Source organism: Ensifer sp., assembly GCF_031989085.1.
Taxonomy (GTDB): domain Bacteria; phylum Pseudomonadota; class Alphaproteobacteria; order Rhizobiales; family Rhizobiaceae; genus Ensifer.
Genome location: NZ_DALZXU010000001.1, coordinates 2,259,412 through 2,281,196, shown reverse-complemented (window position 1 = coordinate 2,281,196; position 21,785 = coordinate 2,259,412). Strand labels below are relative to the sequence as shown.

Annotated in this window: 18 protein-coding genes and 1 other annotated feature; of the genes, 12 read left to right on the top strand and 6 right to left on the bottom strand. The window is 63.9% G+C overall.

What is annotated here, in order from left to right; genetic code table 11:
* Positions 1 to 52 precede the first annotated feature (52 nt).
* Positions 53 to 108 (top strand) — a sequence feature (sul1 is cis-regulatory element that is thought to sense ions involved in sulfur or methionine metabolism; They are found in Alphaproteobacteria).
* Positions 109 to 178: 70 nt separating this feature from the next.
* Positions 179 to 1,645 (top strand): SulP family inorganic anion transporter, encoded by a 1,467-nt coding sequence (locus RTP54_RS11175; protein ID WP_312362621.1) that lies wholly within the window; start codon positions 179 to 181, stop codon positions 1,643 to 1,645.
* A gap of 227 nt (positions 1,646 to 1,872) precedes the next feature.
* Positions 1,873 to 2,670, top strand: a complete 798-nt coding sequence (locus RTP54_RS11170; protein WP_312362619.1) for a DUF1194 domain-containing protein — start codon at positions 1,873 to 1,875, stop codon at positions 2,668 to 2,670.
* Positions 2,671 to 2,786: 116 nt separating this feature from the next.
* Here RTP54_RS11170 and RTP54_RS11165 read toward each other — a convergent pair whose 3' ends face one another.
* From RTP54_RS11165 to RTP54_RS11155, 3 genes are all read right to left on the bottom strand, one after another.
* Positions 2,787 to 3,644, bottom strand: coding sequence for a sigma-70 family RNA polymerase sigma factor (locus RTP54_RS11165; protein ID WP_312362617.1), 858 nt, complete (start codon positions 3,642 to 3,644; stop codon positions 2,787 to 2,789).
* Positions 3,644 to 4,111 carry a carboxymuconolactone decarboxylase family protein gene (locus RTP54_RS11160; RefSeq protein ID WP_112810904.1) on the bottom strand — a complete coding sequence of 156 codons (468 nt, stop codon included), beginning with the start codon at positions 4,109 to 4,111 and terminating at the stop codon, positions 3,644 to 3,646. The genes RTP54_RS11165 and RTP54_RS11160 overlap by 1 nt, the downstream gene beginning before the upstream one ends.
* A 186-nt stretch (positions 4,112 to 4,297) precedes the next feature.
* Positions 4,298 to 4,555 (bottom strand): hypothetical protein, encoded by a 258-nt coding sequence (locus tag RTP54_RS11155; RefSeq protein ID WP_112810905.1) that lies wholly within the window; start codon positions 4,553 to 4,555, stop codon positions 4,298 to 4,300.
* A gap of 138 nt (positions 4,556 to 4,693) precedes the next feature.
* Between RTP54_RS11155 and RTP54_RS11150 the strand changes: the two genes are divergently transcribed.
* Genes RTP54_RS11150 through RTP54_RS11140 form a run of 3 tightly spaced genes read left to right on the top strand, consistent with a single transcriptional unit; the run spans position 4,694 to position 8,471 of the window.
* A complete protein-coding gene (locus tag RTP54_RS11150) occupies positions 4,694 to 5,674 on the top strand; it encodes an ABC transporter substrate-binding protein (protein ID WP_312362615.1) in 981 nt (326 codons plus the stop codon).
* A 29-nt stretch (positions 5,675 to 5,703) separates the two neighbouring features.
* Positions 5,704 to 7,455 (top strand): iron ABC transporter permease, encoded by a 1,752-nt coding sequence (locus RTP54_RS11145; protein WP_312362614.1) that lies wholly within the window; start codon positions 5,704 to 5,706, stop codon positions 7,453 to 7,455.
* Positions 7,443 to 8,471, top strand: a complete 1,029-nt coding sequence (locus RTP54_RS11140) for an ABC transporter ATP-binding protein (protein ID WP_112816257.1) — start codon at positions 7,443 to 7,445, stop codon at positions 8,469 to 8,471. The genes RTP54_RS11145 and RTP54_RS11140 overlap by 13 nt, the downstream gene beginning before the upstream one ends.
* Positions 8,472 to 8,544: 73 nt before the next feature.
* Here RTP54_RS11140 and RTP54_RS11135 read toward each other — a convergent pair whose 3' ends face one another.
* Entirely contained in the window at positions 8,545 to 8,841 is a 297-nt protein-coding gene (locus RTP54_RS11135) for a hypothetical protein (RefSeq protein ID WP_112816258.1), read from the bottom strand.
* Between the two features lie 224 nt (positions 8,842 to 9,065).
* Between RTP54_RS11135 and RTP54_RS11130 the strand changes: the two genes are divergently transcribed.
* The 4 genes from RTP54_RS11130 to RTP54_RS11115 all read left to right on the top strand — a co-directional run bounded on the left by RTP54_RS11130 (position 9,066) and on the right by RTP54_RS11115 (position 14,873).
* Positions 9,066 to 9,674, top strand: a complete 609-nt coding sequence (locus RTP54_RS11130; protein ID WP_312362609.1) for a glutathione S-transferase family protein — start codon at positions 9,066 to 9,068, stop codon at positions 9,672 to 9,674.
* 612 nt (positions 9,675 to 10,286) lie between these two features.
* Complete coding sequence (ftsZ, locus tag RTP54_RS11125) at positions 10,287 to 11,327, top strand: cell division protein FtsZ (protein ID WP_112810910.1); 1,041 nt, start codon at positions 10,287 to 10,289, stop codon at positions 11,325 to 11,327.
* A gap of 291 nt (positions 11,328 to 11,618) precedes the next feature.
* On the top strand, positions 11,619 to 12,101 hold the full coding sequence (gene greA, locus RTP54_RS11120; protein WP_312362604.1) for a transcription elongation factor GreA: 483 nt from the start codon (positions 11,619 to 11,621) through the stop codon (positions 12,099 to 12,101).
* A gap of 429 nt (positions 12,102 to 12,530) precedes the next feature.
* On the top strand, positions 12,531 to 14,873 hold the full coding sequence (locus RTP54_RS11115; RefSeq protein ID WP_312362602.1) for an arylsulfatase: 2,343 nt from the start codon (positions 12,531 to 12,533) through the stop codon (positions 14,871 to 14,873).
* A gap of 308 nt (positions 14,874 to 15,181) precedes the next feature.
* Here RTP54_RS11115 and RTP54_RS11110 read toward each other — a convergent pair whose 3' ends face one another.
* Complete coding sequence (locus tag RTP54_RS11110; RefSeq protein WP_312362600.1) at positions 15,182 to 16,579, bottom strand: MATE family efflux transporter; 1,398 nt, start codon at positions 16,577 to 16,579, stop codon at positions 15,182 to 15,184.
* A 398-nt stretch (positions 16,580 to 16,977) separates the two neighbouring features.
* Here RTP54_RS11110 and RTP54_RS11105 point away from each other — a divergent pair, with 398 nt between their 5' ends.
* On the top strand, positions 16,978 to 18,684 hold the full coding sequence (locus RTP54_RS11105) for an adenylate/guanylate cyclase domain-containing protein (protein WP_312362598.1): 1,707 nt from the start codon (positions 16,978 to 16,980) through the stop codon (positions 18,682 to 18,684).
* Between the two features lie 130 nt (positions 18,685 to 18,814).
* Here RTP54_RS11105 and RTP54_RS11100 read toward each other — a convergent pair whose 3' ends face one another.
* Positions 18,815 to 19,681, bottom strand: coding sequence for an amino acid ABC transporter substrate-binding protein (locus tag RTP54_RS11100; protein ID WP_312362596.1), 867 nt, complete (start codon positions 19,679 to 19,681; stop codon positions 18,815 to 18,817).
* Positions 19,682 to 19,929: 248 nt separating this feature from the next.
* Between RTP54_RS11100 and RTP54_RS11095 the strand changes: the two genes are divergently transcribed.
* Both RTP54_RS11095 and RTP54_RS11090 read left to right on the top strand, forming a co-directional pair.
* Complete coding sequence (locus tag RTP54_RS11095) at positions 19,930 to 21,036, top strand: endonuclease/exonuclease/phosphatase family protein (RefSeq protein ID WP_112810916.1); 1,107 nt, start codon at positions 19,930 to 19,932, stop codon at positions 21,034 to 21,036.
* A 2-nt stretch (positions 21,037 to 21,038) separates the two neighbouring features.
* The gene (locus RTP54_RS11090; RefSeq protein WP_112810917.1) at positions 21,039 to 21,773 is read left to right on the top strand and encodes an NUDIX hydrolase; all 735 of its coding nucleotides are present in this window, start codon (positions 21,039 to 21,041) and stop codon (positions 21,771 to 21,773) included.
* Positions 21,774 to 21,785: the final 12 nt, after the last annotated feature.

Below are 21,785 nucleotides of genomic sequence, written 5' to 3'. Positions count from 1 at the left end.
TGCAGTTTCATATTGCAATGCGGGGCGTTTGCGATATTACGAATCTACTCACCACGGACCCGGTGAAATTCCGGGTGGCTCTTCTGGCCGCCGATCCGCCAGACCACGCAAAACCTGCATGCCACTCAAACGACCGCTCGACAGAGCGCGTTCGCCATGCTTTGCGAGAACTCACCAGATGCAATTTTCTTCGATCCGCCGGGATTGGTCCGCCAATCCCATGCGCGAAATGCTCGCTGGGGCCGTCGCGACGTTCGCGCTCATTCCAGAGGTTATCGCGTTTTCCTTCGTGGCCGGCGTCGATCCCCAGGTCGGCCTGTTTGCGTCCTTCATCATCGGCATCGTCATCGCCTTCACGGGGGGCCGTCCGGCCATGATCTCTGCCGCTGCGGGCTCGGTCGCCCTTGTCGCGGCGCCGCTGGTTCATGCGCACGGACTTGCCCATCTCCTCGCCGCCGGTCTGCTGGCAGGCGTGATCCAGATCGTCTTCGGGCTTCTCCGTCTCGGGGTCCTGATGCGCTTCGTTTCGAAATCCGTGCGCACGGGATTCGTCAACGCGTTGGCGATCCTGATCTTCGCAGCGCAACTGCCGCATATCATCGGGGGAGACTGGTTCGCCTACGGCATGCTGGCGGCGGGCCTCGCGGTCATCTACCTCGCACCGCGGATCACGACCGCCATCCCGTCGCCGCTGATCTGCATCATCGTCCTGACTGTCGCATCGATCGCCCTGCAGCTTCCGGTCATGACGATTGCGGATCTCGGAAAAATGCCTGATTCCCTGCCGGTCTTCGGCTGGTCCGCTGTGCCGATGACGCTGGAAACGCTGACGATCATCGCCGGGCCGGCACTTGCCATAGCCATGGTTGGCCTCCTGGAATCGATGATGACGGCGAGTGTCGTCGACGATCTCACGGGGACGCCAAGCTCGAAGAACAGGGAATGTACGGGCCTTGGCATCGCGAACACGGCCGCGAGCCTGTTCGGCGGGATCGCCGGCTGCGGCATGATCGGCCAGACCGTCAGCAACGTGAAATATGGCGGACGGGGCCGGCTGTCCACGCTGTTCGCCGGCGCATTCCTGCTCGTCCTCATGGTTCTCCTGAAGCCATGGGTCTCCCAGGTTCCCGTCGCTGCCCTCGTCGCCATCATGGTGATGGTGTCCATCGATACGTTCGATTGGTCGTCGTTGAAAACGCTGGTCGTTCATCCGAAGATGTCCAGCGTTGTCATGGTGGTGACCGTTCTCGTGACGGTGTTCAGTGCCAACCTTGCTCTCGGCGTCACCATCGGCGTTCTTCTGAGCGGCGTGTTCTTCACCTTCAAGGTCGCCCGCCTGATGAAGGTGGAAACAGAGACCGACGCCGGTCGCGGGCAGATAAGATATCGCGTCTCGGGGCAGGTGTTCTTCGCTTCGGCCGATGTCTTCATCGACGCGTTCGACATCGAGCAAGCCGCAGGCAAGAGCGTGGTCATCGATGTTTCGCAGGCCAATTTCTGGGATATTACGGCTGTGGCGGCACTCGATAAGGTCGTCGGGCGTTTTAGAGTCCATGATATCGCCACCACGGTCCTGGGGTTGAACGAGGCGAGCGCAACTCTGATCGGAAGTCTCGGCAGCCCGAGGACGCTCAAGGAAATCTGATCTCCGCCCCGAACACATGAAGCGTATGGCGGCATCGATGTTGCGGTAAGCCTCTCTTGAAAGACCCTTCCGGTGTGAAGCTGCGATGCCTTTCAACCGCGGGGCATGCTTTCGGTGGCGGATCGTATGCCTTTGCACGCGCGTCGAACTGCGTGGCCAGCGCCGCCCCTGCATTGCGGGCGAGCCGAAGAGGCGTAGTATCGTCGGGCAACGGGCTTGCGACCGCGATGACACTGCGCTGTGCCCTTCTTGTCTGCATCGGTCTCCTGGCGGGCAGCACGCCCGCCCGGGCCTCTCCCTTCGACGTCGATCTCGCCCTGGTGCTGGCCGTCGACGTGTCCTATTCGATGGAGGCAGACGAACAGCAGTTGCAGCGCCAAGGCTATGTGAATGCCTTTCTCCAGCCCGCGCTTGTCGCTGCCATCCGCAGCGGCCCGATCGGCCGGATCGCGGTGACCTATGTCGAGTGGGGCGGGTCGGCCGCGCAGGTCTTGCCCTGGACGCTGATCGACGGCACCGGCAGCGCCCGCCAGTTTTCCGAGGCATTGCAACGGGAACCGATGCGGCGGATCTCGTTCACCTCGATTTCCAATGCGCTTGCGTTTTCCCGCAAACTCTTCCCCTTAAGCCGGTTTCGCGGCGTGCGGCGCGTGATCGACATATCGGGGGACGGGCCGAACAATTCCGGCGTGCCGGCGCCCGTCGCCCGCAACTCCACCGTGGCGCAGGGCATCGTCATCGACGGGTTGCCGATCCTGTTGCCGCGTCGGGATGCAGAGTCGATCCCGGACCTCGACGCCTATTACGAGAATTGCGTGATCGGTGGCGATGGCGCCTTTCTCCTGAAAATCTCGGATACGCGCGCATTTGCGCAGGCGATCCTCGCCAAGCTGATCGTCGAGATCCTGGGGCCGAACGTTGCTCGGCTTCAGCGATCCGAGACGGCGGTGCGGCCGGTTGCCGCGCAAACAGGCTACAATTGCTTCGTCGGCGAAGAGATGCAGGAGCGCCGCATCGGGCAATAGGCCGGATGCGGGAACGGACGGCTGAGCCGGCGCTGTCGCGCCGACCGTACCGACATCAGGGCGCATACGCTTGAGTGCACGTGGGCAACCGTTTCATGCCGCCGGCGGTCACGCGCCTAGTGCAGATGCCCCAGCTTGTCCGGATTGCGCACGATGTAGATCGCCACCACCTTGCCGTCCTCGATCTCGAGTGCTGTCGACTGAAGCTCGCCGTCGGCCTCGCGGGTGACGAAGCCCGGTAGGCCGTTGATGAAGCCGGCGCGCACGAGGTTCGATCCGTGCTCGCGGAAGAGTTTTGCCAGCTGTTCGTGCACCTTGATAACGGCCTCGAAGCCGAGGATCGGGTGCATGGCGGCCGAGCGCTTGCCGCCGCCATCGGCGTGGATGCTGACGTCGGAGGCGAGCATGGCGCCGAGCGCCTTGAGGTCGCCGCTGCGCGAAGCGGTGAAAAAGGCTTCCGCAAGCTCGATGCCGCGCTGCTGCTCGACCTGGAAGCGGGGGCGACCCTCGCGCACATGGGTGCGGGCGCGGGCGGCGAGTTGCCGGCAGGCGGCCGGGTCGCGGTCGATGGTGGCGGCGACTTCCTCGAAACCGAGCCCGAAGACGTCGTGCAGCAGAAAGGCGGCGCGCTCGAGCGGCGACAGGCGCTCCAAAGCGAGCATCAGGGGCAGGGTGACGTCTTCCTCCGGCTCCTCCTCGACGACGGGGTCGGGAAGCCATGGGCCGACATAGGTTTCGCGCTTCAGCCGCGCCGACTTCAGCTGGTCGAGGCAGAGCCGGGTGACGGTGCGGCGCAGGAACGCTTCGGGCTCGCGCACGGCAGAGCGGTCGGCCCCCATCCAGCGGATGAAGGCCTCCTGCACCATATCCTCGGCATCGGCGACCGAGCCGAGCATGCGGTAGGCGACGCGGATGAGCTTTGGACGCAGCGGGTCAAAACCGGCCGCTGCGTTCTCCTCGGCGTTGCCCGCCATCAGGCGGCCGCCTGGGCGGACTTTGCCGCAGCCGGCTCCATCCACAGGCCGAAGCCGACGGCCAGCCTGTTCCAGCCGTTGATGACGTTGATCATGAGCGTGAGCTTCACCTGTTCCTCCTCGGTGAACTGTTCGGCCAGCGCCTGGCGGGCGCTTTCATGGCTGTGGCCTTCCGAAAGGCGTGTGAGGGCTTCGGTCCAGCCGAGTGCGGCACGCTCGCGTTCGGAGTAGCAGGGCGCCTCGCGCCAGGCCGAAAGCAGGTAGATGCGCTGCTCGGTCTCGCCCTTGGCGCGGGCTTCCTGGGTGTGCATGTTGATGCAGTTGGCGCAGGCGTTGATCTGCGAGGCACGGATCTTGACGAGTTCGATCAGGTCGGGCTCGAGGCTGGCGGCGATGGCCATGGAGACGCTGGTCCAGCTCTTCATCAGTTGCGGGGCAGCGGCGAAAAGGTCGATCTTGGCAGTCATGGTTCCGTTTCCTTTCGTTGGTTCCACTACCATGACGAGACAGGATCGGCCGGTGTGACATCGGGGCCGAATTTTTCGAAAGAATCTTTTCCGGCACAGACGGAAGGGGCCAACGCGTACCGCGGAGCCGCCATCCAGCCCCCAGCATCGTTAGAAGCCGGATGACATCCAGGCCGGCGGCATCCGTTACTTGGCCGGCTGGCGGCTATCCAGGATCGACTTGTACAGATCGGCCTTGCGCTCGGAGGCGAGCCGGATGCCCTTCAACTCGCCGAGCATCGAGCCGAAGGCGACAAGGGCGATGCCGATGCCGATGCCGGGCAGGGCCGACTGCAGCGCCATGAGCATGCCCACCGTGCCGAAGGCCGGCACCGTTTGGGACATTTCCATGCCCAGCGCTCCGAGAATGACCAGAGCGCCGACGATTTTCAGAACAGTATCCATCAATGCATCTCCTCCCGTTTGGCGGGCACGATTTCCCGACGCGCACGTGCTGTCAAGGTGGAACCGCCTCTCGCCTGTCACATGGCTGTAAAACATCGGCTCTAAGGCTCGGCGCCATCTTGAACCGAGGATATGTCGATGAAATCGTTTGTCTCCGTCGTTGCCGGTGCGCTTGTCGCCACGCTACTTTCAACCGCCGCCTTTGCCGAGAGCCTGGTGCTCTACACCAGCCAGCCGAACGAGGATGCGCAGGCGACGGTCGATGCCTTCAAGGCGGCCAATCCCGGCGTCGAGGTGGAGTGGGTGCGCGAGGGCACGACCAAGCTGATGGCCAAGCTGATGGCAGAAATCGAAGCCGGCAACCCGGTTGCCGACGTGCTGCTCATCGCCGACACCGTGACGATGCAGCGCCTGAAGGAAGCCGGCCAGCTGCTCGCCTACAAGTCGCCGGAAGCGGCAAGCTACGATGCGGCACTCTATGATGCCGACGGCGCCTACTATTCCACCAAGATGATTACCACCGGCATCATCTACAACACCTCGGCCCCGACCAAGCCCGCTGGCTGGCAGGATCTCGCCAAGGCCGACGCCAAGGGCCTGGTGACGATGCCGAGCCCGCTGACCTCGGGTGCGGCGCTCATCCATGCGCAGACGCTTGCCGGCATCGACGGCCTCGGCTGGGACTATTACAAGGCGCTCGCCGAAAACGGCGCGACGGCTGCCGGCGGCAATGGCGGCGTGCTGAAGGCGGTCGCCACCGGCGAGAAGGCCTATGGCATGATCGTCGATTTCATGGCGATCCGCGAGAAGGCCAAGGGCGCGCCGGTCGAGTTCGTCTTCCCGGCGGAAGGCGTGTCGGCCGTCACCGAGCCGGTCGGCATCCTGAAGACCGCCAAGAACCCGGAAGCCGCCAAGAAGTTCGTCGACTTCCTGATTTCGGAAGAGGGCCAGAAGACGGCGGTGAAGATGGGCTATATCCCGGCGCGCAACGGCGTGGCGCTGCCGGAGGGCTATCCGGCCCGCGAGACGATCAAGGTGCTGCCGATCGATGCGGCCGCGGCGGTGAAGAATTCCGACGCCGACCTCAAGACCTTCTCCGGCATCTTCGGCACGAACTGATCGCCTGAATGTTGAAACAGGCAGAAACCATGCGCAGCCGGCCCCGCTGGCTGCGCATTTCCAATGGCGGCCTCTTGCGCCTGAGGCGGGCAAAGCCCGGCGCATCGCCGGCCGGCGAGCCGCGCTGGCTCGTGCCCTTCGTGCTCGCCTGCCTTTTCCTGCTCTGCGCGCTGCCGCTGATCAGCCTCGCCAAAGCCGGTTTTTCGGGGCTTGCGAGCGGCCATTCCATCGGCGTGCTCACCGAGCCCGCGACCTATGCCGCCATCCGCAACACGCTGATAACTGCGACGGGCGGCATGCTGATCTCGGTCGCAATCGGCGCGCTGTTTGCCTTTGCCGTGGCGCTGACCGATATCCGGGGCAAGCTGACCCTGAGCTTCGCCTTCATGCTGCCGATGATGATCCCGCCGCAGGTGACGGCGCTTGCCTGGGTGGAAATGACCGGGCCGGCGAGCCCGCTTCTGAAGACGCTGGGCATCGCGCCGCCGCTCGGAAGCCCCCAGCCGCTCTATTCGCTCTTCGGTATTTCCCTGCTTCTCGGCGTGCAGCACGCGCCGCTGGTGTTCCTGGCGCTGAAGGCGGGGCTTTCGGCCTCGCCGCGCGACGGGGTGGAGGCGGCAAGGCTTTCCGGCGCATCGCCGTTTCGCGTCTTCCGCGATATCGTCGCGCCACTGGCAGCCCCCGGGCTGATCGCCGGTGCGGCGATCGCCTTCGTCTCCGGCGTCGGCAATTTCGGCATTCCGGCGATCCTCGGAATTCCCGCCGGGATTACGGTGCTTCCGACACTGATCTACACGCGGCTTGCAAGCTTCGGCTCGGGCACCTTCGGCGAGATCGCGCTGATCTCCAGCCTGATCGCGGCGATCGCGGCCATGGGGCTGATCCTGCAGCAGCGGGCGCTTTCGGGCAAAGATTACCGCATCATCGGCCTTTCCGGCGCCAATGCCGCCTTTTCGCTCGGCCGGTTTCGCGTGGCTGTCGAACTGGCCCTTGCGGCAATCCTGTTCCTGGTGCTGGTGGCGCCGCTTGCGGCACTGATCGCCAGTTCGCTGGTGCCGGCCTATGGCGTGCCGCTCACGCTCAAGACCGTGTCCCTGCGCGCCTATGAGGAAATCCTCTTTCGCCAGACGATGACGCTGAGCGCTTTTACCAATTCGCTGTTCCTTGCCAGTTCCGCCGCCCTCGGGCTGCTCGTCGTTGCCGTGCCGGCCGCCTATCTCATGAACCGGCGCAAGGGCGTGCTGGCAAATACGCTCGGCATCCTGATCGAAATTCCCTATGCGCTGCCCGGCATCGTGCTGGCGGTCGCCTTCATCCTCACCTTCGCGGCCCCGCTGCCAATCCTCAACGTGTCGCTCTATGGCACCATCTGGATCATCCTGATCGCCTATTTCTCCTCTTTCCTTGCCGTCAGCCTGAAGCCTGTCATGAGCGCCTTCCTGCAGATGGACCCTTCGCTGGAAGAGGCGGCACGGCTGTCGGGTGCCGGTTTCTTCCGGCGCATGCGCGACGTGATCCTGCCGCTGGTGGCGCCGGCGGCCGGTGCCTCGATCATCCTCGTGTTCCTGATCGCCGCCAACGAGTTGACGGTCTCGGCGCTTTTATGGTCGGCGGGCACGCAGACGCTGGGCGTGGCGATCTTCAATCTCGACGACAGCGGCTCGTCCGATCTGGCCTCGGCGCTGTCGGTGCTGGTCGTCCTCATGGTGATGGCGCTGATGGCGGCGCTCGAAACCCTTGCAAACTACCTTCCGGAAGGCGTGCTGCCGTGGCGCAACTGATCCTCAATCACCTGACCAAGGATTTCGGCGGCGGCCGGCCTGCCGTCTCGGACGTGTCGCTGACGGTGCGCGAAGGCGGTTTCCTGGCGCTGCTCGGCCCGTCGGGCTGCGGCAAGACCACGGTGCTGCGCATGATCGCCGGCTTCGAGCAGCCGAGCGACGGCTCGATCGACTATGGCGAGCGCCGGCTCTCGGATGCCGCGCGGGCGCTGCCGCCGGAAAAGCGCAACATGGCGATGGTGTTCCAGTCCTATGCGCTCTGGCCGCATATGACGGTGGCGGAAAATGTCGGCTATCCCCTGAAGGTGCGCGGCGTCTCCGGCGAGACCTGGCGGCGCAAGGTGGGCGAGGCGCTGGCACTGGTGAAGCTCACCGACTACGCCGAGCGCCGGCCGGCGGCCTTATCCGGCGGCCAGCGGCAACGGGTGGCGCTGGCGCGCTGCCTGGTGACGTCGCCCGACGTGGTGCTGCTCGACGAGCCGCTCGCCAATCTCGACCAGCACCTGCGCAAGTCGATGGAGGAGACGTTCCGCATCTTTCACGAACGCTCCGGCGCGACGATGGTCTATGTGACGCACGACCAGTCGGAGGCGATGGCGCTGGCAACCGATGTCGCCGTGATGTCGGAGGGCAGGCTGGTGCAGATGGCCGCACCTTCCGAAATCTATGCGCGCCCGGAAGGCACCGTCGTCGGCGGGCTGATCGGCCGCGGCTCGATCCTGAAGGTTCCGCTGGCCGAGCATGCGCCGCGCGCGCTCGCCTGGCCGCAGCTGCGCGAGGCGATCGGCTCTGCGCCGGGCGTGGGCCATCGCTGCGACGTGCTGGTGCGACCGGAGCATGTCCGGCCGGATCCTCTCGGCATGGCGCTCGAGGTCACGGCCTGCGTCTACGAGGGCGAGCGCTTCGCCCTGACGCTCGCGCTGCCGGACGGGCAGGCGCTGAAGGCTTTCGGCGACACGGCGATACCCGTGGGTCAGAAGGCGAACTTTGCCGTTGTCAGCGGCTGGCGGCTTTGACGGCTGGGGATAGACGCCGAACGCGACGGTCGGGCCATGCGATCGGCAACGGCTCTATCTGCAGGCGAAACCATCAGTCGCAGCGCGGTCTTTCGAGTTCAACCTTGAACTGCTTCGGCCCGACGAGGCCGGGTTTGGGCGGCAGGGCAACGATGCGGGCAATGACGGTGCACTTGCCGGCGATGACCGCGTAGCGGTCGCGGCCCTGATGGATGATCTTGTCGATCGGGTATTGCGGCACGGCCTCGGCGACCGCGCCGATGATCGCCGTCAGCTCGTTGGCGCGCTGGAAGTTCGGCGCAAGGGCGGCATGGGCAGCGCTGGCGCCGCAAAGCATGGTGGCGGCAAGGACAAGGGCTCTAATCGGCATGGGCGGCTCCTGTGTGTCGAAGGACACAGACCATGGGCTCGCACGGTCCGCAAGGTGCTTTGCCATGGCGCCAGGTCATTTCGCCACGGCTGCGTCCCCCCAAGCATGTCAACATCTAAACCGTTGAGTTAAATAAAACCGGTTGCTAAAAGCAACTGGTATGGCATAGTGCCTGGCATGGGACGGAGCGACGATGGTGTCGCGCAAGCCGATGGGAGGACGCGATGAAACTCTATCAGGGCATGGGACCGAATTCGTACCGGGTGCGCATCTTCATGGCGGAGAAGGGGATCGAGGTGCCGATGGTCGATGTCGATTTCGCCAAGGCGGAACACCGGGCGCCTGCGTTCCTGGCGCTCAACTCGCTCGGCCAGATCCCGGTGCTGGAACTCGATGACGGCACCGTCATCACCGAGAGCGTCGCCATCTGCCGCTATCTCGAGGAGACGCACCGCGAGCCGCAGCTTTTCGGCAGCGACGCCGTCAGTCGCGCGAAGGTGGAGATGTGGAACCGACGCGCCGAGCTGGTGATCTTCGGCACGATCGGCAATGTGGCGCTGCATTCGGACGCCTTCTTCAAGGAGCGGCTGACGCAGTTTCCGGCTTTTGCCGAGACCGAGCGGCTGGCGGTGCCGAAGAAATGGGCCTGGCTCGACCGCGAGCTCGGCGATGGCCGGCCGTATCTCGCCGGCGACGCCTTCTCGATCGCCGACATCACCGCCGGCGTCTGCGCGTGGCTCGGCGATGTCTTCGGCATGGAGGTGCCGGGCGATCTTGCCAATGTGCAGCGCTGGCTGGAGCGGGTGCGGGCGCGGCCGAGCTTTGCGGCTTGAGGATCGCGCTAGAGGGCATTGTTGCTCCCGGGTTGGCCCCTCATCCCGCTGCCGCGACCTTCTCCCCGCGGGGCGGGGAGAAGGGACGTTGGGGCGCTCGCTCGGGGACATTGTCGAGGGCGGCGAAACTGGAACAGGACCTGTCGGCAGGAGCGTGAGGCGGCTGCAATCTCGGGTCTCCCTCGCCCCGCAGGCGAGGAGAGGGTTGGGGTGAGGGGCAAAGCCTCGCCATAATTCTGGCGTTCGCGTTTGCGCCGTTCGGGCGCTGCGATGACCGGATTTGCCCAAATGACAGGGAGCGGAGAGAGATGCGCCGCGCCAACTCGGTCTATTGAAGCCAGAAAAGAGCACGGCCGCCTTCGTCTCCGGCAATGATGGTCGCTGCGGAGGAGCTGAAGCAAGTCTCTGATAAGATGGCTTAATTGGCCAATCCATGCGAATTGCCCGGCAGCCGGCAATCTCGCCAAGCCGGCAAAAGACAAATCATGTGTGGAAAGTGGCCGTGGCCTTTTCGCTTGCCTTCTCCGTGGCTTTTTTCAATTCCTAAAATAACAGCTGCCCGATTCGCCCCGATCCGTTGTTTTGGCGGCGTTCGCCCTAGGAGACAAAGCCATGAACGATTTCAAGAAGCCGACGATCACCGAGATGCGCCCGAAGATCACCGTGATCGGTGTCGGCGGCGGTGGCGGCAACGCCATCAACAACATGATCGCCGAGGGCTTGCAGGGCGTCGATTTCATCGTGGCCAACACGGATGCGCAGGCGCTGGCGATGTCGAAGGCATCGCGGCTGATCCAGCTCGGCGCGCAGGTGACCGAGGGACTGGGCGCCGGCTCGCTGCCGGAAGTCGGACGGGCGGCCGCGGAAGAATCGATCGACGAGATCATGGATCACCTGGGTGGTACGCATATGTGTTTCGTCACCGCCGGCATGGGCGGCGGCACGGGCACCGGGGCAGCGCCTGTGATTGCGGCAGCCGCCCGCAAGGCCGGCATCCTGACCGTCGGCGTCGTCACCAAGCCGTTCAGCTTCGAAGGCAAGCGCCGCATGCAGATGGCTGAAGAGGGCGTCGAGCGCCTGCGCGAGGCGGCCGACACCGTCATCGTCATCCCCAACCAGAACCTCTTCCGCATCGCCGACGCCAAGACCACCTTTGCCGACGCCTTCGTGATCGCCGACCGCGTGCTCTATTCGGGCGTCGGCTGCATCACCGACCTGATCGTCAAGGAAGGCCTGATCAACCTCGACTTCGCCGACGTGAAATCCGTCATGAAGGGCATGGGCCGGGCGATGATGGGCACCGGCGAGGCGACCGGCGAGGGCCGCGCGCTGATGGCGGCGGAAGCCGCGATCGCCAACCCGCTGCTCGACGAAGTGTCGATGCGCGGCGCCAAGGGTGTGCTGATCTCGATCTCCGGCGGCATGGACATGACGCTGTTCGAAGTCGACGAAGCGGCGACCCGCATTCGCGAGGAGGTCTACGACGAGGCCGACATCGTCGTCGGCTCGATCTTCGACCGCACGCTCGATGGCACCTTCCGCGTGTCGGTGGTGGCGACAGGCCTCGATGGCCAGCGCAACACGGCAGACCCGGCGGGCGCGGCGGCATCGGCGGGCCAGCCCGGCCAGGCGCCGACCCGCACGCTGCAGTAACTGGCGGCATTGGCACTGCCCGGTTGCGGCAGCCCTGACGCATCTTGCCATTCGATCAAAATCCCCCCGTGCGAGGACTGCCGCGGGGGATTTTTTGTGGGGACAACCATACGGCCGAAGCGATCGGCAGCGATCGCCCGCGAGGACCGCCCGTGCGTGTGGCGATGCGAATATGCCGGTGACCGGAGGCAACCGATCAGGCACAATGCGCGTTTGAATCCCGCATCCACCGCTTCCGTCCGGCCCCGGATGCATTGTAAAAGCCTGCCGCGTCAAAAACGGAGTTCGATCGTGAGCGTTGCCTTTACCAAGGAAGAAAGTGCCGAAACCGCGGCCGAAACCCTTCTGCCCGACCGTCCGGTTTCTCCGCATCCGAACCTGGTGACTGAAGTGGGGCTGAAGGCGCTGGAAGAGCAGCAGCGCGAGGCGCGCGCGGCCTATGAGGCGGTGAGCGGCATCGACGACGTCAACGAGCGCCGGCGACAGGCGGCCGGTCCCTTGCGGGACCTGCGCTATCTTGCCGAACGGCTGCGCACCGCCGAACTCGTCTCTGCCCCGACCGCCACCGATATCGTGGCCTTCGGCAGCACCGTCACCTTCAGCCGCGACGACGGCCGGGTGCAGACCTACCGCATCGTCGGCGAGGACGAGGCGGATCCGAAGACCGGATCGATCTCCTATGTATCGCCGGTGGCAAGAGCACTGATGGGCAAGGGCGTCGGCGACGTGGCGACAGTCGGTGGGCAGGAGCTGGAGATCACCGCGATCTCCTGAGGTCGCCAGCGGGGCATCGCGGCAACGGCTGCCCTGCCTCGCCCACTTGCGGTGGCTTCGCAGCAGCGCTACGGCCAGAGGCGCCAGCTGCCTGCCTGCGGCAGACCTTGTCGCGAGAGCGGGCCGTCGGATCAGCATGTGCCTGTCCTGACGCTGATCGTTACCGTTACGTACTTGCACGATTCCTTTTTAATCTTCTCCTTTGACGCGTCGGTGCGACGAAGCGCCTTCGGCCGGCGCGCCGTGATCAATGTTCGGTTCGATCCGGCCGCTCAATGCACCGGCACGCTGAGGATTGCCGTCAGAAGCGGTCGTCGACGACGCCGGTTCAGATGCGTCCTTCGATACATGAGGAGACAAGCACGAGGCGAGGTTTCGCATTGCTTGCGGCAGCGACCGCACTCGCCACCGACAAGAGGAACGCATTCCATGACGAAGCCATTCAGACATACGACGGTCTTGTTCAGCATGGGGTTCGCGGTCGTGATGGCCGTGGCTGCGCATGCGGCGGGGAACGATCCGATCCCGCGTCCGAGCGAGGCGTTCAAAGGCGTCATCGGCAAGACCTACAAGGATTCGACGCCGGCCTGGCCCCAGATCCCGACGGCCGAGGAGGGCGCGCCCAACGTGGTCGTCATCCTGCTCGATGACGTTGGCTTCGGGCAGCCGTCGACATTTGGTGGCCTGATCCCGACCCCGAACCTCGACAAGCTCGCGGATCAGGGGCTGAAATACAACCGGTTCCACACAACTGCGATCTGCGGCCCGTCGCGTGCGGCGCTTCTGACCGGCCGCAACCATCACGACACCGGCAATGGCTTCCTCATGGAATGGGCGACCGGTTTTCCCAACTACAGCACGATGATCCCGCCAGAAACGGCAACGGTCGCGGAAGTGTTGAAGGAAAACGGATATTCGACCTGGTGGTATGGCAAGAACCACAACACGCCCGATTGGGAAACGTCGGTCGCCGGACCCTTCACGCGCTGGCCGACGGGGCTCGGCTTCGAATACTTCTATGGGTTCAATGCCGGCGAGACGCACCAGTTCTATCCGGTTCTCTTTGAAAACACGACGCCCGTCGAGCCCGACAAGACGCCTGAACAAGGCTATCACCTGATGACGGACATGACCGACAGGGCGATCGCGCGAATGAAGTACTTCAAGTCCGTGTCGCCCAAGAAACCGTTCTTCATGTATTTCGCGCCCGGTGCGATGCACGCCCCACACCATGTCACGGCCGAATGGCGAGACAAGTTCAAGGGCAAGTTCGACATGGGTTGGGAGAAGTACCGCGAGCAGGTCTACAAGCGGCAGATCGATATGGGCATCATTCCGCCCGACACCAAACTCACGCCTCGCCCCGACTGGGTTCCTGCATGGGATACGCTGAGCGCCGACCAGAAGAAGCTCTATAACCGGCTGATGGAGAACTATGCCGGCTACTTTGCCTTCACGGACCATGAGGTTGGCCGTCTGACGGATGCGATCCACGAGCTTCCGGACGCGGACAACACGCTGGTCATCTACATCGCAGGCGACAACGGAGCCTCCTCCGAAGGCGGTCCGGATGGCACGCTCAACGAAATCAAATCCTTGAGCGGCGAGCCTGCCAAGATCGAAGATACGCTGAAGCGCATCAACGATATCGGCAATCCGGATACTGAGCCGCACTATCCGGTCGGCTGGGCCTGGGCAGGCAATACCCCATTCCAGTGGGTCAAGCAGGTTGCGTCGCACCTCGGCGGATCACGCACGGGCATGGTCGTTTCCTGGCCAGCCAAGATCAAGCACGACGCAAAGCCGCGCGACCAGTTCCTGCATCTGGTCGACGTCACGCCGACGATCCTTGAAGCCGCACATGTGGACATGCCACGGGCCGTCAACGGCATCACCCAGCTGCCTCTGGCCGGCGAGTCCTTCATGCCGAGCTTTACCGATCCGAAAGCCAAGGCCCGCACGGAGCAGTATTTCGAGATCCTCAGCAACCGTTCGATCTACTTCGAGGGGTGGAAGGCAAACGCTCAGCATACGCTTCCCTGGCGCCAGGACCTCGCGCCTGGGAAATGGGACGAAGACCGCTGGGAGCTTTACAATCTCGACAAGGACTTTTCCGAAGCGAACGACCTCGCCAAGGACATGCCGGAAAAGCTTTCCGAGATGAAGGCTCGCTTCGACGAGGTGGCAAGGCAGTATCACGTCTACCCGCTGGACGACCGTGGCGCGGCGAGACTGGCGATCGCAAAGCCAAGCGCGCCCGGGCATGACGACAAGGCGATGACCTTTACATTCTACCAGGGCGCAACGCGCCTTGCGGAGACGGCCGCGCCGCAAATGAAAAATCGCTCCTGGTCGCTTACCGCCAAGGTCACTTCTTCGGGCGCGGATACGCAAGGCGCGATCATGGCGTTCGGCGGGGTTTCGGCAGGCATGGTCTTCTATGTCAAGGACGGCAAGCCGGTGTTCGACTACAACTGGTTCGAGGACCACTACGTGATCAAGTCCGACACCCCACTGCCAACAGGTGATGCGGTCGTTCGCCTCGATTTCGATTATGAAGGCGGCAAGGAGCTCGGCAAAGCCGCGTCGGCCGCCATCTTCGTGAACGACAAGAAGGTGGCCGAGGGCAAAATCGAAAAGACGGTCGCCGGGCGCTTTGGCATCGACACCTTCGGCATCGGCGCCGATACGGGCCAGCCAGTGACATCGGACTACAAGCCGCCGTTTGCGTTCAACGGCGGCCTGAAGGAGGTCCAGATCGAACTGAAGTAGAGCCGCGAGGCAGGCGCGGGATCCTCAACTGGTCATGGCAGCAGCCGAAGATCGTGGTGGAAAGCTGCCTTGGCAATCTCCGGGATGGTCCGGGCAGGACATCAGGAGGTCCCGCCGCCAAGCGGGACCTCGAGCTTGCGCATCTTGCGAGATGCGCCAGGACGCGGCGCCGGGAGGGCGTGGCCATCGAACGATTGCGCCAGCCACCGAGATCACCCCCGTGCAAAATCCCCAGAGCTTCCGTCCGGCGCAAGGCATCAGTGAGATCAGCCATGACCGTGCATCTGGCGACGCGGCGCATGAGCCCCTTATGGCGTGAGGGAGTTTGATCCGAAGCCGCCGGCCTTTCGCGCGGTGTACGTGCGGGCACGCCACCAAACCAGCATGCTGAGCATCAACATCAAGATATCGGCTATCGGAGCGGCGACCCACACGCCGGTCTCGCCCCAAATGTGGGGCAAGGCCAAGGTCAGTGGGATTGCGAACAGATAGGCTCGCCCCAGCGAGAGAATAGCGGCTCGCCGTGCGCTGCCCATGGCTTGCGCATAGCTGGCGGCCATCATGACCGGGCCAAAAGCGACATATGCTGCAAGGTACAGTGGTACAATGCGGGCCACCTCCAGCCCAACAGGGGCATCGGGCACGAAAAGTCCGCCCAGCCAGCCGCGTGCACCAAACAGCAGCAGTTGCACCAGCAGGCAGTAGGCTCCGCTTACGGCAAGCGAAAAATAGAGCGTCTGCTTTGCACGCTCATCTTGCCTGGCACCCACCGCATTGCCGACAATCGCCTGCAGGGCCAGGCTCATGCCCATCAGCGGCAGGAAGGCAAATGTCATCAAGCGCATCACCACCCCATAGGCTGCGATCGTCATGTCGGGTTGCGGCAGCTCCAGCCGTCGCAGGGTGAACAGAACCGCGGCCGAGCCGAGCGAAATGCCGATGAAATTGAGGCTGCGCGGTGCCCCGAGGGCCAGCATTTCCCGCCATTCACCGTCGCATTTCATACCGACCATCGGCAGGCGTGCTCTGCCGCTCATGCGATAGATGACAACGACACCCAGCCCCAATATCTGCGCCAGGGCCGTACCCCAGGCCGACCCGGCTACGCCGAAATCAAACACGACGATCAGCAATGCGTTGAAACCGATATTGGCGAGCGTCACCAAAACGCCTGCCATGGCCATGAACCCAACCCGCCCCTCCATGCGCAGCGCGTCGACCTGCACCGAGAGCAGAAACCCGGCCGGTGCGGTCGCAAAGGAAACAGCAAGGAAAGTCCAGCCCATCTCGCCGAGGTGGGCGTTGCCGCCCGCCGCCAAGCTAACGACATGGGTACCCAGTCCGAAAAAAGTCAGCATTGCCAGGGCAGCGACAGCAAGGGCAAGGCCCTGGGCCGAAGCGAGGGTACTGACGGCCCCAGCCATGTCTTTGGCACCGAGGCGACGTCCCAGAATGCTGGCCATGCCGATGCCGACCATCGTCGAAACGGCCAGCAATAACATCGAGATCGGAAACACCGACGTCACCGCGCTCAGGGCATCCGCCCCCACAAATGCGCCCAGCAGCATGGCATCGGCCACGGTCAGCAGGCCGCTTATCGTCGTTACGACGATGATTGGCAGGCTGGTTCGAATGAAGGCGGATCGGACCGATCCGCTCAAGAGTGAATTTTTCGGCTCAGCCGGCAACGACGATTGGTCGCTCATCAAAAACTCCCGTCATGGGCAAGTCGGATGATTTTGATGGGGCTCGCATTGCCATCGCTCCAACTGCCCCCTTAAGGGAAATGGCGATCAGCACGTCCAAGACAGGGGTTAACCACTGGCGATAACGCCATGCGAGCGGCAGGTCACCCTGTGGACCTGCATGCGTCTCTATTGTCGGCTCGTTCGACTGTCAAGCGGTCGGAATTGCGCCTGGGCCCGTTTCGGCGGCGGCGCGCATGCGCCGGGGCAAGGGCGTCGCCCGCTTCGGCGGCGTCGGTCACAAGCAGGGATGGCCGCGTGACGGAGGTGGAGATCGCCCGGGCACGCCTCGTGCCACTTGTTGACTCACCTGCGGTCGAACAATACCCTGCCAATTCGGTCGTTAGGCTTGTCCTCACATGACGGATCAATCTCTTCAGCGTCGCCTTGCCGCCATCGTCGTTGCCGATGTGGTGGGATATTCACGCCTGATGGAGGCTGATGAAGTCGCAACGCTGGCGAGCCTCAGGGAACTGCGTTCCGGCGTTATCGAGCCAGCCGTAATGCGCCACAACGGCCGTATCTTCAAGGTCATGGGCGACGGGTTCCTGATCGAATTCGGGAGCGCGGTCGACGCGGTCGCAGCGGCGCTGGAAATGCAACGACCCAAAGTTTCCGTCGGGCCTTCCGCAGACCGGCGCCTGCTTTTGCGTGTCGGCGTCAATCTGGGCGATGTCATCGACGACGGGTCGGACGTGCTCGGCGACGGCGTCAATGTCGCGGCGCGCCTGGAGACGCAGGCCGAACCGGGCGGCATCTGCATCTCAGCCAAGGTTCACGGCGAGATCGTCGGCAAGATCGGCGAGCGGTTCTTCGATGCGGGCGAGCGCTACCTGAAGAACCTCACGCGCCCGGTCCACGTATGGCATTGGCCGGATGCGCTGCAGAGCAAGTTGCCGCTGCCCGAATGTCCCTCGATCGCCGTGTTGCCGTTCACGAACATGAGCGGGGATGAAGCGGACGCGCCTTTCGTCGATGGCTTGACCGAAGACCTGATCACCGACCTTTCCCGCACTGCCGGCCTGTTCGTCATCGCGCGCAATTCCGTGCAGGGCTACAAGGGCAAGCCGGTCGACATCAGGCTGGTCGCCCAGGAACTCGGCGTCCGCTACGTGCTTGAGGGGAGCGCCCGGCGCGCCATGGGCCGTGTGCGCATCAATGCCCAGTTGATCGATGCGCTCGGCGGCCAGCATTTGTGGGCCGACCGGTTCGACAGGACGGTGGAAGATGTTTTCGAATTACAGGATGAAGTGAACGCCAAGATTGTCGACGCCCTTGTCGGCCGGCTGACCATCCCGACGCAGCGCAAGCGGCCGAAGAATTTCGAGGCATACGAGCTGTGCGTGCGCGCCCGCCTGCTGACGGAAGAGTCGCCGCAAACCGAGCGTGAGGCCCATCTGCTGCTTCAGCGGGCGGTCGAGCTCGAGCCATCCTATGCGGAGGCGGTGGGTCTGCTCGCCTACAACCGCTGGCTTGCCTGGACGCATTTCGGCGAGCCGGAAGATCCCAACCGCCGGATGGCGGTGACGCTCGCGCAGAAGGCGATCGACCTCGATCCCAACGATGCCGGCTGCCGTTACATCCTGGGGACCATTCTGGCTTATGAGCGGCGATGGGAGGAATCGGAGACCGCCTTCGCCAAGGCGCTGGAGCTAGACCCGAACCACGCAGACACCTGGGCCGCCATGTCGGACATGTCCGTGCTCGACGGCCGGGTGGCCGACGGACTGGGGCAGATCGAAAAAGCGCTGCGCCTCAATCCCTATCCGGCCTGCTGGTATCTTTGTCATCTTGGGCAGGCGCAATACGCCGCGCGCGACTACGAGGCGGCAACCGCTACACTGCGCCGGAAAGACACCTATCGCACCAACTCACGCAAGTTCCTGGCGGCTACGCTTGCGCAGCTGGGGCACCGCGAGGAGGCACGGCGCGAAGCAGAATTGTTCCTGATCGCCCACCCTCATTTCACGATCGGCCATTGGCTGAACTCCCAGCCGCTGCGCGATGCAACGGTACGAGACCATTTTGTCGACGGCTTCAGAAAGGCCGGCCTGCCGGAGATGTAACGGGGGGGATAATCCCGACGCGTTCCAGGATTTGTTCAACGACCATGCGCTGCGCGCGACCGGCGCCAGCCTTGCTTCTTCCGACCGGACGCTCTCCGATTGGCGTGGTATCCGCCCGCCGCACACGCCGCTATGGCACGTGTTGCATGATGATTTGCGTGTGCAACATCGGCGCTTCGGCTCCGAAATAGCTCTCCAGCAGCGGCAGAAACTCGTCCGAAAGGTAGAAGTCCGTCAGCGCGCGGTCTGCCAGCAGACGGAAGTCGGCGTCGTTGCGGCGCAAGGCGATCGCATAGGGTTCATGCGTGATCAGGCGATCGCCGACCGCGAGCGAGGAAGGATCGCGCGCCCGCTTGGCAAGGTTGATGAGCAGCACCTGATCGGCGATGTAGGCATCGATGCGTCGGTCCTCCAGCGCCCTGAGCCCGTCCTCATGGGTCTCGAAATCGGCAAGCTTGGTCGTCGATTCCTGGACTGCGAGCTGCTCGCGAAGCGTGCCCGCCGTCGTGGTGTTGGCGCGCATGCCGATGACGTTCGTGGCAGCGCGCGCGCTGACGGCGTGAATGGCCGGTGCGGTGCGAAAGAGCGCCTGCAGGTATTCGGGCGAATCCTTGCGCAGCAGCGCGCTCGCGCCGGTGAGGAAGATCGGCTGCGAGAAATCGACGATTTCCCGCCGCTTCAGGTTTACGGTGATGGAGCCGCAAAGCAGGTCGATATCTTCATTCTCGACGGCATCGAAGCCGCCGGCAAGCGTCATCTCGACAAACTCGCGTTTCAGCTGCGGAGATTGATGTTCGATCTCGTCGGCAATCCTGCGGCAGAGGTCGATGGCATATCCCACCGGCTCGGCCCCTGGCTCCGCGGAGGAAAATGGCGCTTGATCGGCGATGTAACCGATCCGCAGGGTGCCACGCTTCGCGATGGTGTCGAGCGTTGCGGCGGTGGTCGCCAGGGCCGAAAAGAAAAGGGCGAGGCTCACGAGCAGAAAACGTCTCATGCGCTAGGCCTTACGTGTCTGCGGGGCACCTGCATGATCCCTGTCTCCGGAAAACGGTATCGATCTCAAAGGCGTGCGCGCAGCTTATGGGCTGCCCCTTATATGTCAACAGAAGACACAGGGCGCCACGGCGTCAATGCCAGCCTCCGGCACGGCGTCCTTCCTCGCGGCCGCCCCCGGCCAAATCATCCTCGACATTTGCGGCTCAATGCCTAATCTCCGCGACACTTCAGTCATGGAATTGCTTGATGTCCCTTCGCCTTGCCACCTTCAATATTGAAAATCTCATGAGCCGCTTCGATTTTTCCGGCTTTCGCAACCAGCTCAAGCAGGATCGGGTGCTCAGGCTCTTCGAGGTGAAGACGGAGGCCGAGTATCAGCGGCTGGAGGAGGCACGCACGATCGCGCATACGGATGACACAAGGCAGATGTCCGCGCTTGCGATTGCCGATTGCGATGCGGATATCCTCTGCCTGCAGGAGGCCGACAACATGGCGTCGCTGCAGGCCTTCGAATACAACTATCTCTTCCGCATGGTCGGCAACGGCTATCGCCAGAAATACCTGATCGAAGGCAATGATTCGCGCGGGATCGATGTCGCGGTGCTGATGCGCGAGGAAACGCGCGACGGCCAGCCCATCGAGTGCCTTGAGGTGAAAAGCCATGCGGGGCTGACCTATGCGGATCTCGACATCTTCAACGATGCGCTGGCGTCCAACAACCGGCCGAACGACCGGATCTTCAAGCGCGACTGTCTGGAGCTGGACCTGCGCATCGGCGGGCGGCCGCTGACGCTTTATGTGGTGCATTTCAAATCCATGGGGCCGGCGCGCGACGGGATGGACGGGCGACAGGCGACCATGCCGGTGCGCGAGGCGGAAGCGAAGGCGGTGCGCCACATCATCGAGAGCCGCTTCGGCCGCGGGCATACGGCCGACAAGATGTTTGCGATCTGCGGCGACATGAACGACTACCAGGAGAAGGTCGATATTCTCGGCGACCGGCGCAACGGCTACGAGTTCGTGCCGCGCGAGGAGGAGCAAAGCGCGCTCGACGCGCTGACGGCGGACGGTTTCGTCGAAAATCCGATGCTGCGCCGGCCGGTGCTCGATCGCTGGACGCTGTTTCACAGCCGCGGGCCGCAGGAGCGGCACCTCTGCCAGCTCGACTACATCTGGCTGTCGCCGGCGCTCGCCCGGCGCAACGAGGGCCGGGTGCCGGAGATCATCCGCGGCGGCCAGCCTTTCCGCACCATCTTTCCGCCGGGCCAGGAGGTGGAGCGCTATCCGCGCACCGGCTGGGATAGGCCGAAGGCCTCCGACCATTGCCCCGTGGCGATGACGCTGGACGTGTGATCATGAACGCATTCGAAAGCAACTTTGCCGACTGGCCCGACGAAGGCGAGATCGTGGCGATCTCGGGCGTCGATATCCGCGTCGAGGACGCGCCGCATCCCTTCCACCTCGATCAGGTGGGGGCAGCCCGGGAAAACTGGCGGGGCGAGATTGCCGCCAACCCGCATCTCTTCGACGGGCGCATGGTGCTGCAGCGGGCGCTGCGCATCGCTGATGGTCGCGTGGTGGGCGAGGGGCATGTGGTGCCCTATTCGACGTTCCTGTGGTGGCGGAAGACCCGCACGGACGCGGCCTTTCATCTGTTTGCCATGCCGGTGATCGTGTCTTCGGACGGTGCCCTGATCCTGGTGCGCATGGGGTCGCACACGGCCAATCCGGCGCGCGTCTACAGCCCCTCGGGCTCGCTCGAGCCTGACGATATCGTCGACGGGCGCTGCGACATCGCCGGCAATATCCGCCGAGAGGCGCTGGAGGAGACCGGCATCGACCTAGACCAGGCGATAGCCGAACCGGGCTACCACGTGCTGCACATGGGCCGGGCCGTCACCGTTTTTCGGCTCTATCACGTCGCTGAAACGGCCGAGGCGCTGGTCGACAAGGTGGCAGCCCACATCGCCGGCGATCCCGAACCGGAGATCGACGAGGCGATCGCCATCTGGGGCCCGGACCCGGAGGCGCACAACTACCCGCCCTTCATCCTGCCGATCCTCACCTGGCTGTTCGACGGCAAGGGGTGAGCCCTGGGGGCG

What these genes read in the sequence shown, in the direction of transcription:
- RTP54_RS11100 (WP_312362596.1), bottom strand. Translation starts at nt 19,681, where the DNA reads ATGAGACGTTTTCTGCTCGTGAGCCTCGCCCTTTTCTTTTCGGCCCTG.
- RTP54_RS11135 (WP_112816258.1), bottom strand. Translation starts at nt 8,841, where the DNA reads ATGCCGATTAGAGCCCTTGTCCTTGCCGCCACCATGCTTTGCGGCGCC.
- RTP54_RS11095 (WP_112810916.1), top strand. Translation starts at nt 19,930, where the DNA reads ATGTCCCTTCGCCTTGCCACCTTCAATATTGAAAATCTCATGAGCCGC.
- RTP54_RS11160 (WP_112810904.1), bottom strand. Translation starts at nt 4,111, where the DNA reads ATGACTGCCAAGATCGACCTTTTCGCCGCTGCCCCGCAACTGATGAAG.
- RTP54_RS11170 (WP_312362619.1), top strand. Translation starts at nt 1,873, where the DNA reads ATGACACTGCGCTGTGCCCTTCTTGTCTGCATCGGTCTCCTGGCGGGC.
- RTP54_RS11145 (WP_312362614.1), top strand. Translation starts at nt 5,704, where the DNA reads ATGCGCAGCCGGCCCCGCTGGCTGCGCATTTCCAATGGCGGCCTCTTG.
- RTP54_RS11110 (WP_312362600.1), bottom strand. Translation starts at nt 16,579, where the DNA reads ATGAGCGACCAATCGTCGTTGCCGGCTGAGCCGAAAAATTCACTCTTG.
- RTP54_RS11105 (WP_312362598.1), top strand. Translation starts at nt 16,978, where the DNA reads ATGACGGATCAATCTCTTCAGCGTCGCCTTGCCGCCATCGTCGTTGCC.
- RTP54_RS11165 (WP_312362617.1), bottom strand. Translation starts at nt 3,644, where the DNA reads ATGGCGGGCAACGCCGAGGAGAACGCAGCGGCCGGTTTTGACCCGCTG.
- RTP54_RS11150 (WP_312362615.1), top strand. Translation starts at nt 4,694, where the DNA reads ATGAAATCGTTTGTCTCCGTCGTTGCCGGTGCGCTTGTCGCCACGCTA.
- RTP54_RS11090 (WP_112810917.1), top strand. Translation starts at nt 21,039, where the DNA reads ATGAACGCATTCGAAAGCAACTTTGCCGACTGGCCCGACGAAGGCGAG.
- RTP54_RS11175 (WP_312362621.1), top strand. Translation starts at nt 179, where the DNA reads ATGCAATTTTCTTCGATCCGCCGGGATTGGTCCGCCAATCCCATGCGC.
- ftsZ (WP_112810910.1), top strand. Translation starts at nt 10,287, where the DNA reads ATGAACGATTTCAAGAAGCCGACGATCACCGAGATGCGCCCGAAGATC.
- RTP54_RS11115 (WP_312362602.1), top strand. Translation starts at nt 12,531, where the DNA reads ATGACGAAGCCATTCAGACATACGACGGTCTTGTTCAGCATGGGGTTC.
- RTP54_RS11130 (WP_312362609.1), top strand. Translation starts at nt 9,066, where the DNA reads ATGAAACTCTATCAGGGCATGGGACCGAATTCGTACCGGGTGCGCATC.
- RTP54_RS11155 (WP_112810905.1), bottom strand. Translation starts at nt 4,555, where the DNA reads ATGGATACTGTTCTGAAAATCGTCGGCGCTCTGGTCATTCTCGGAGCG.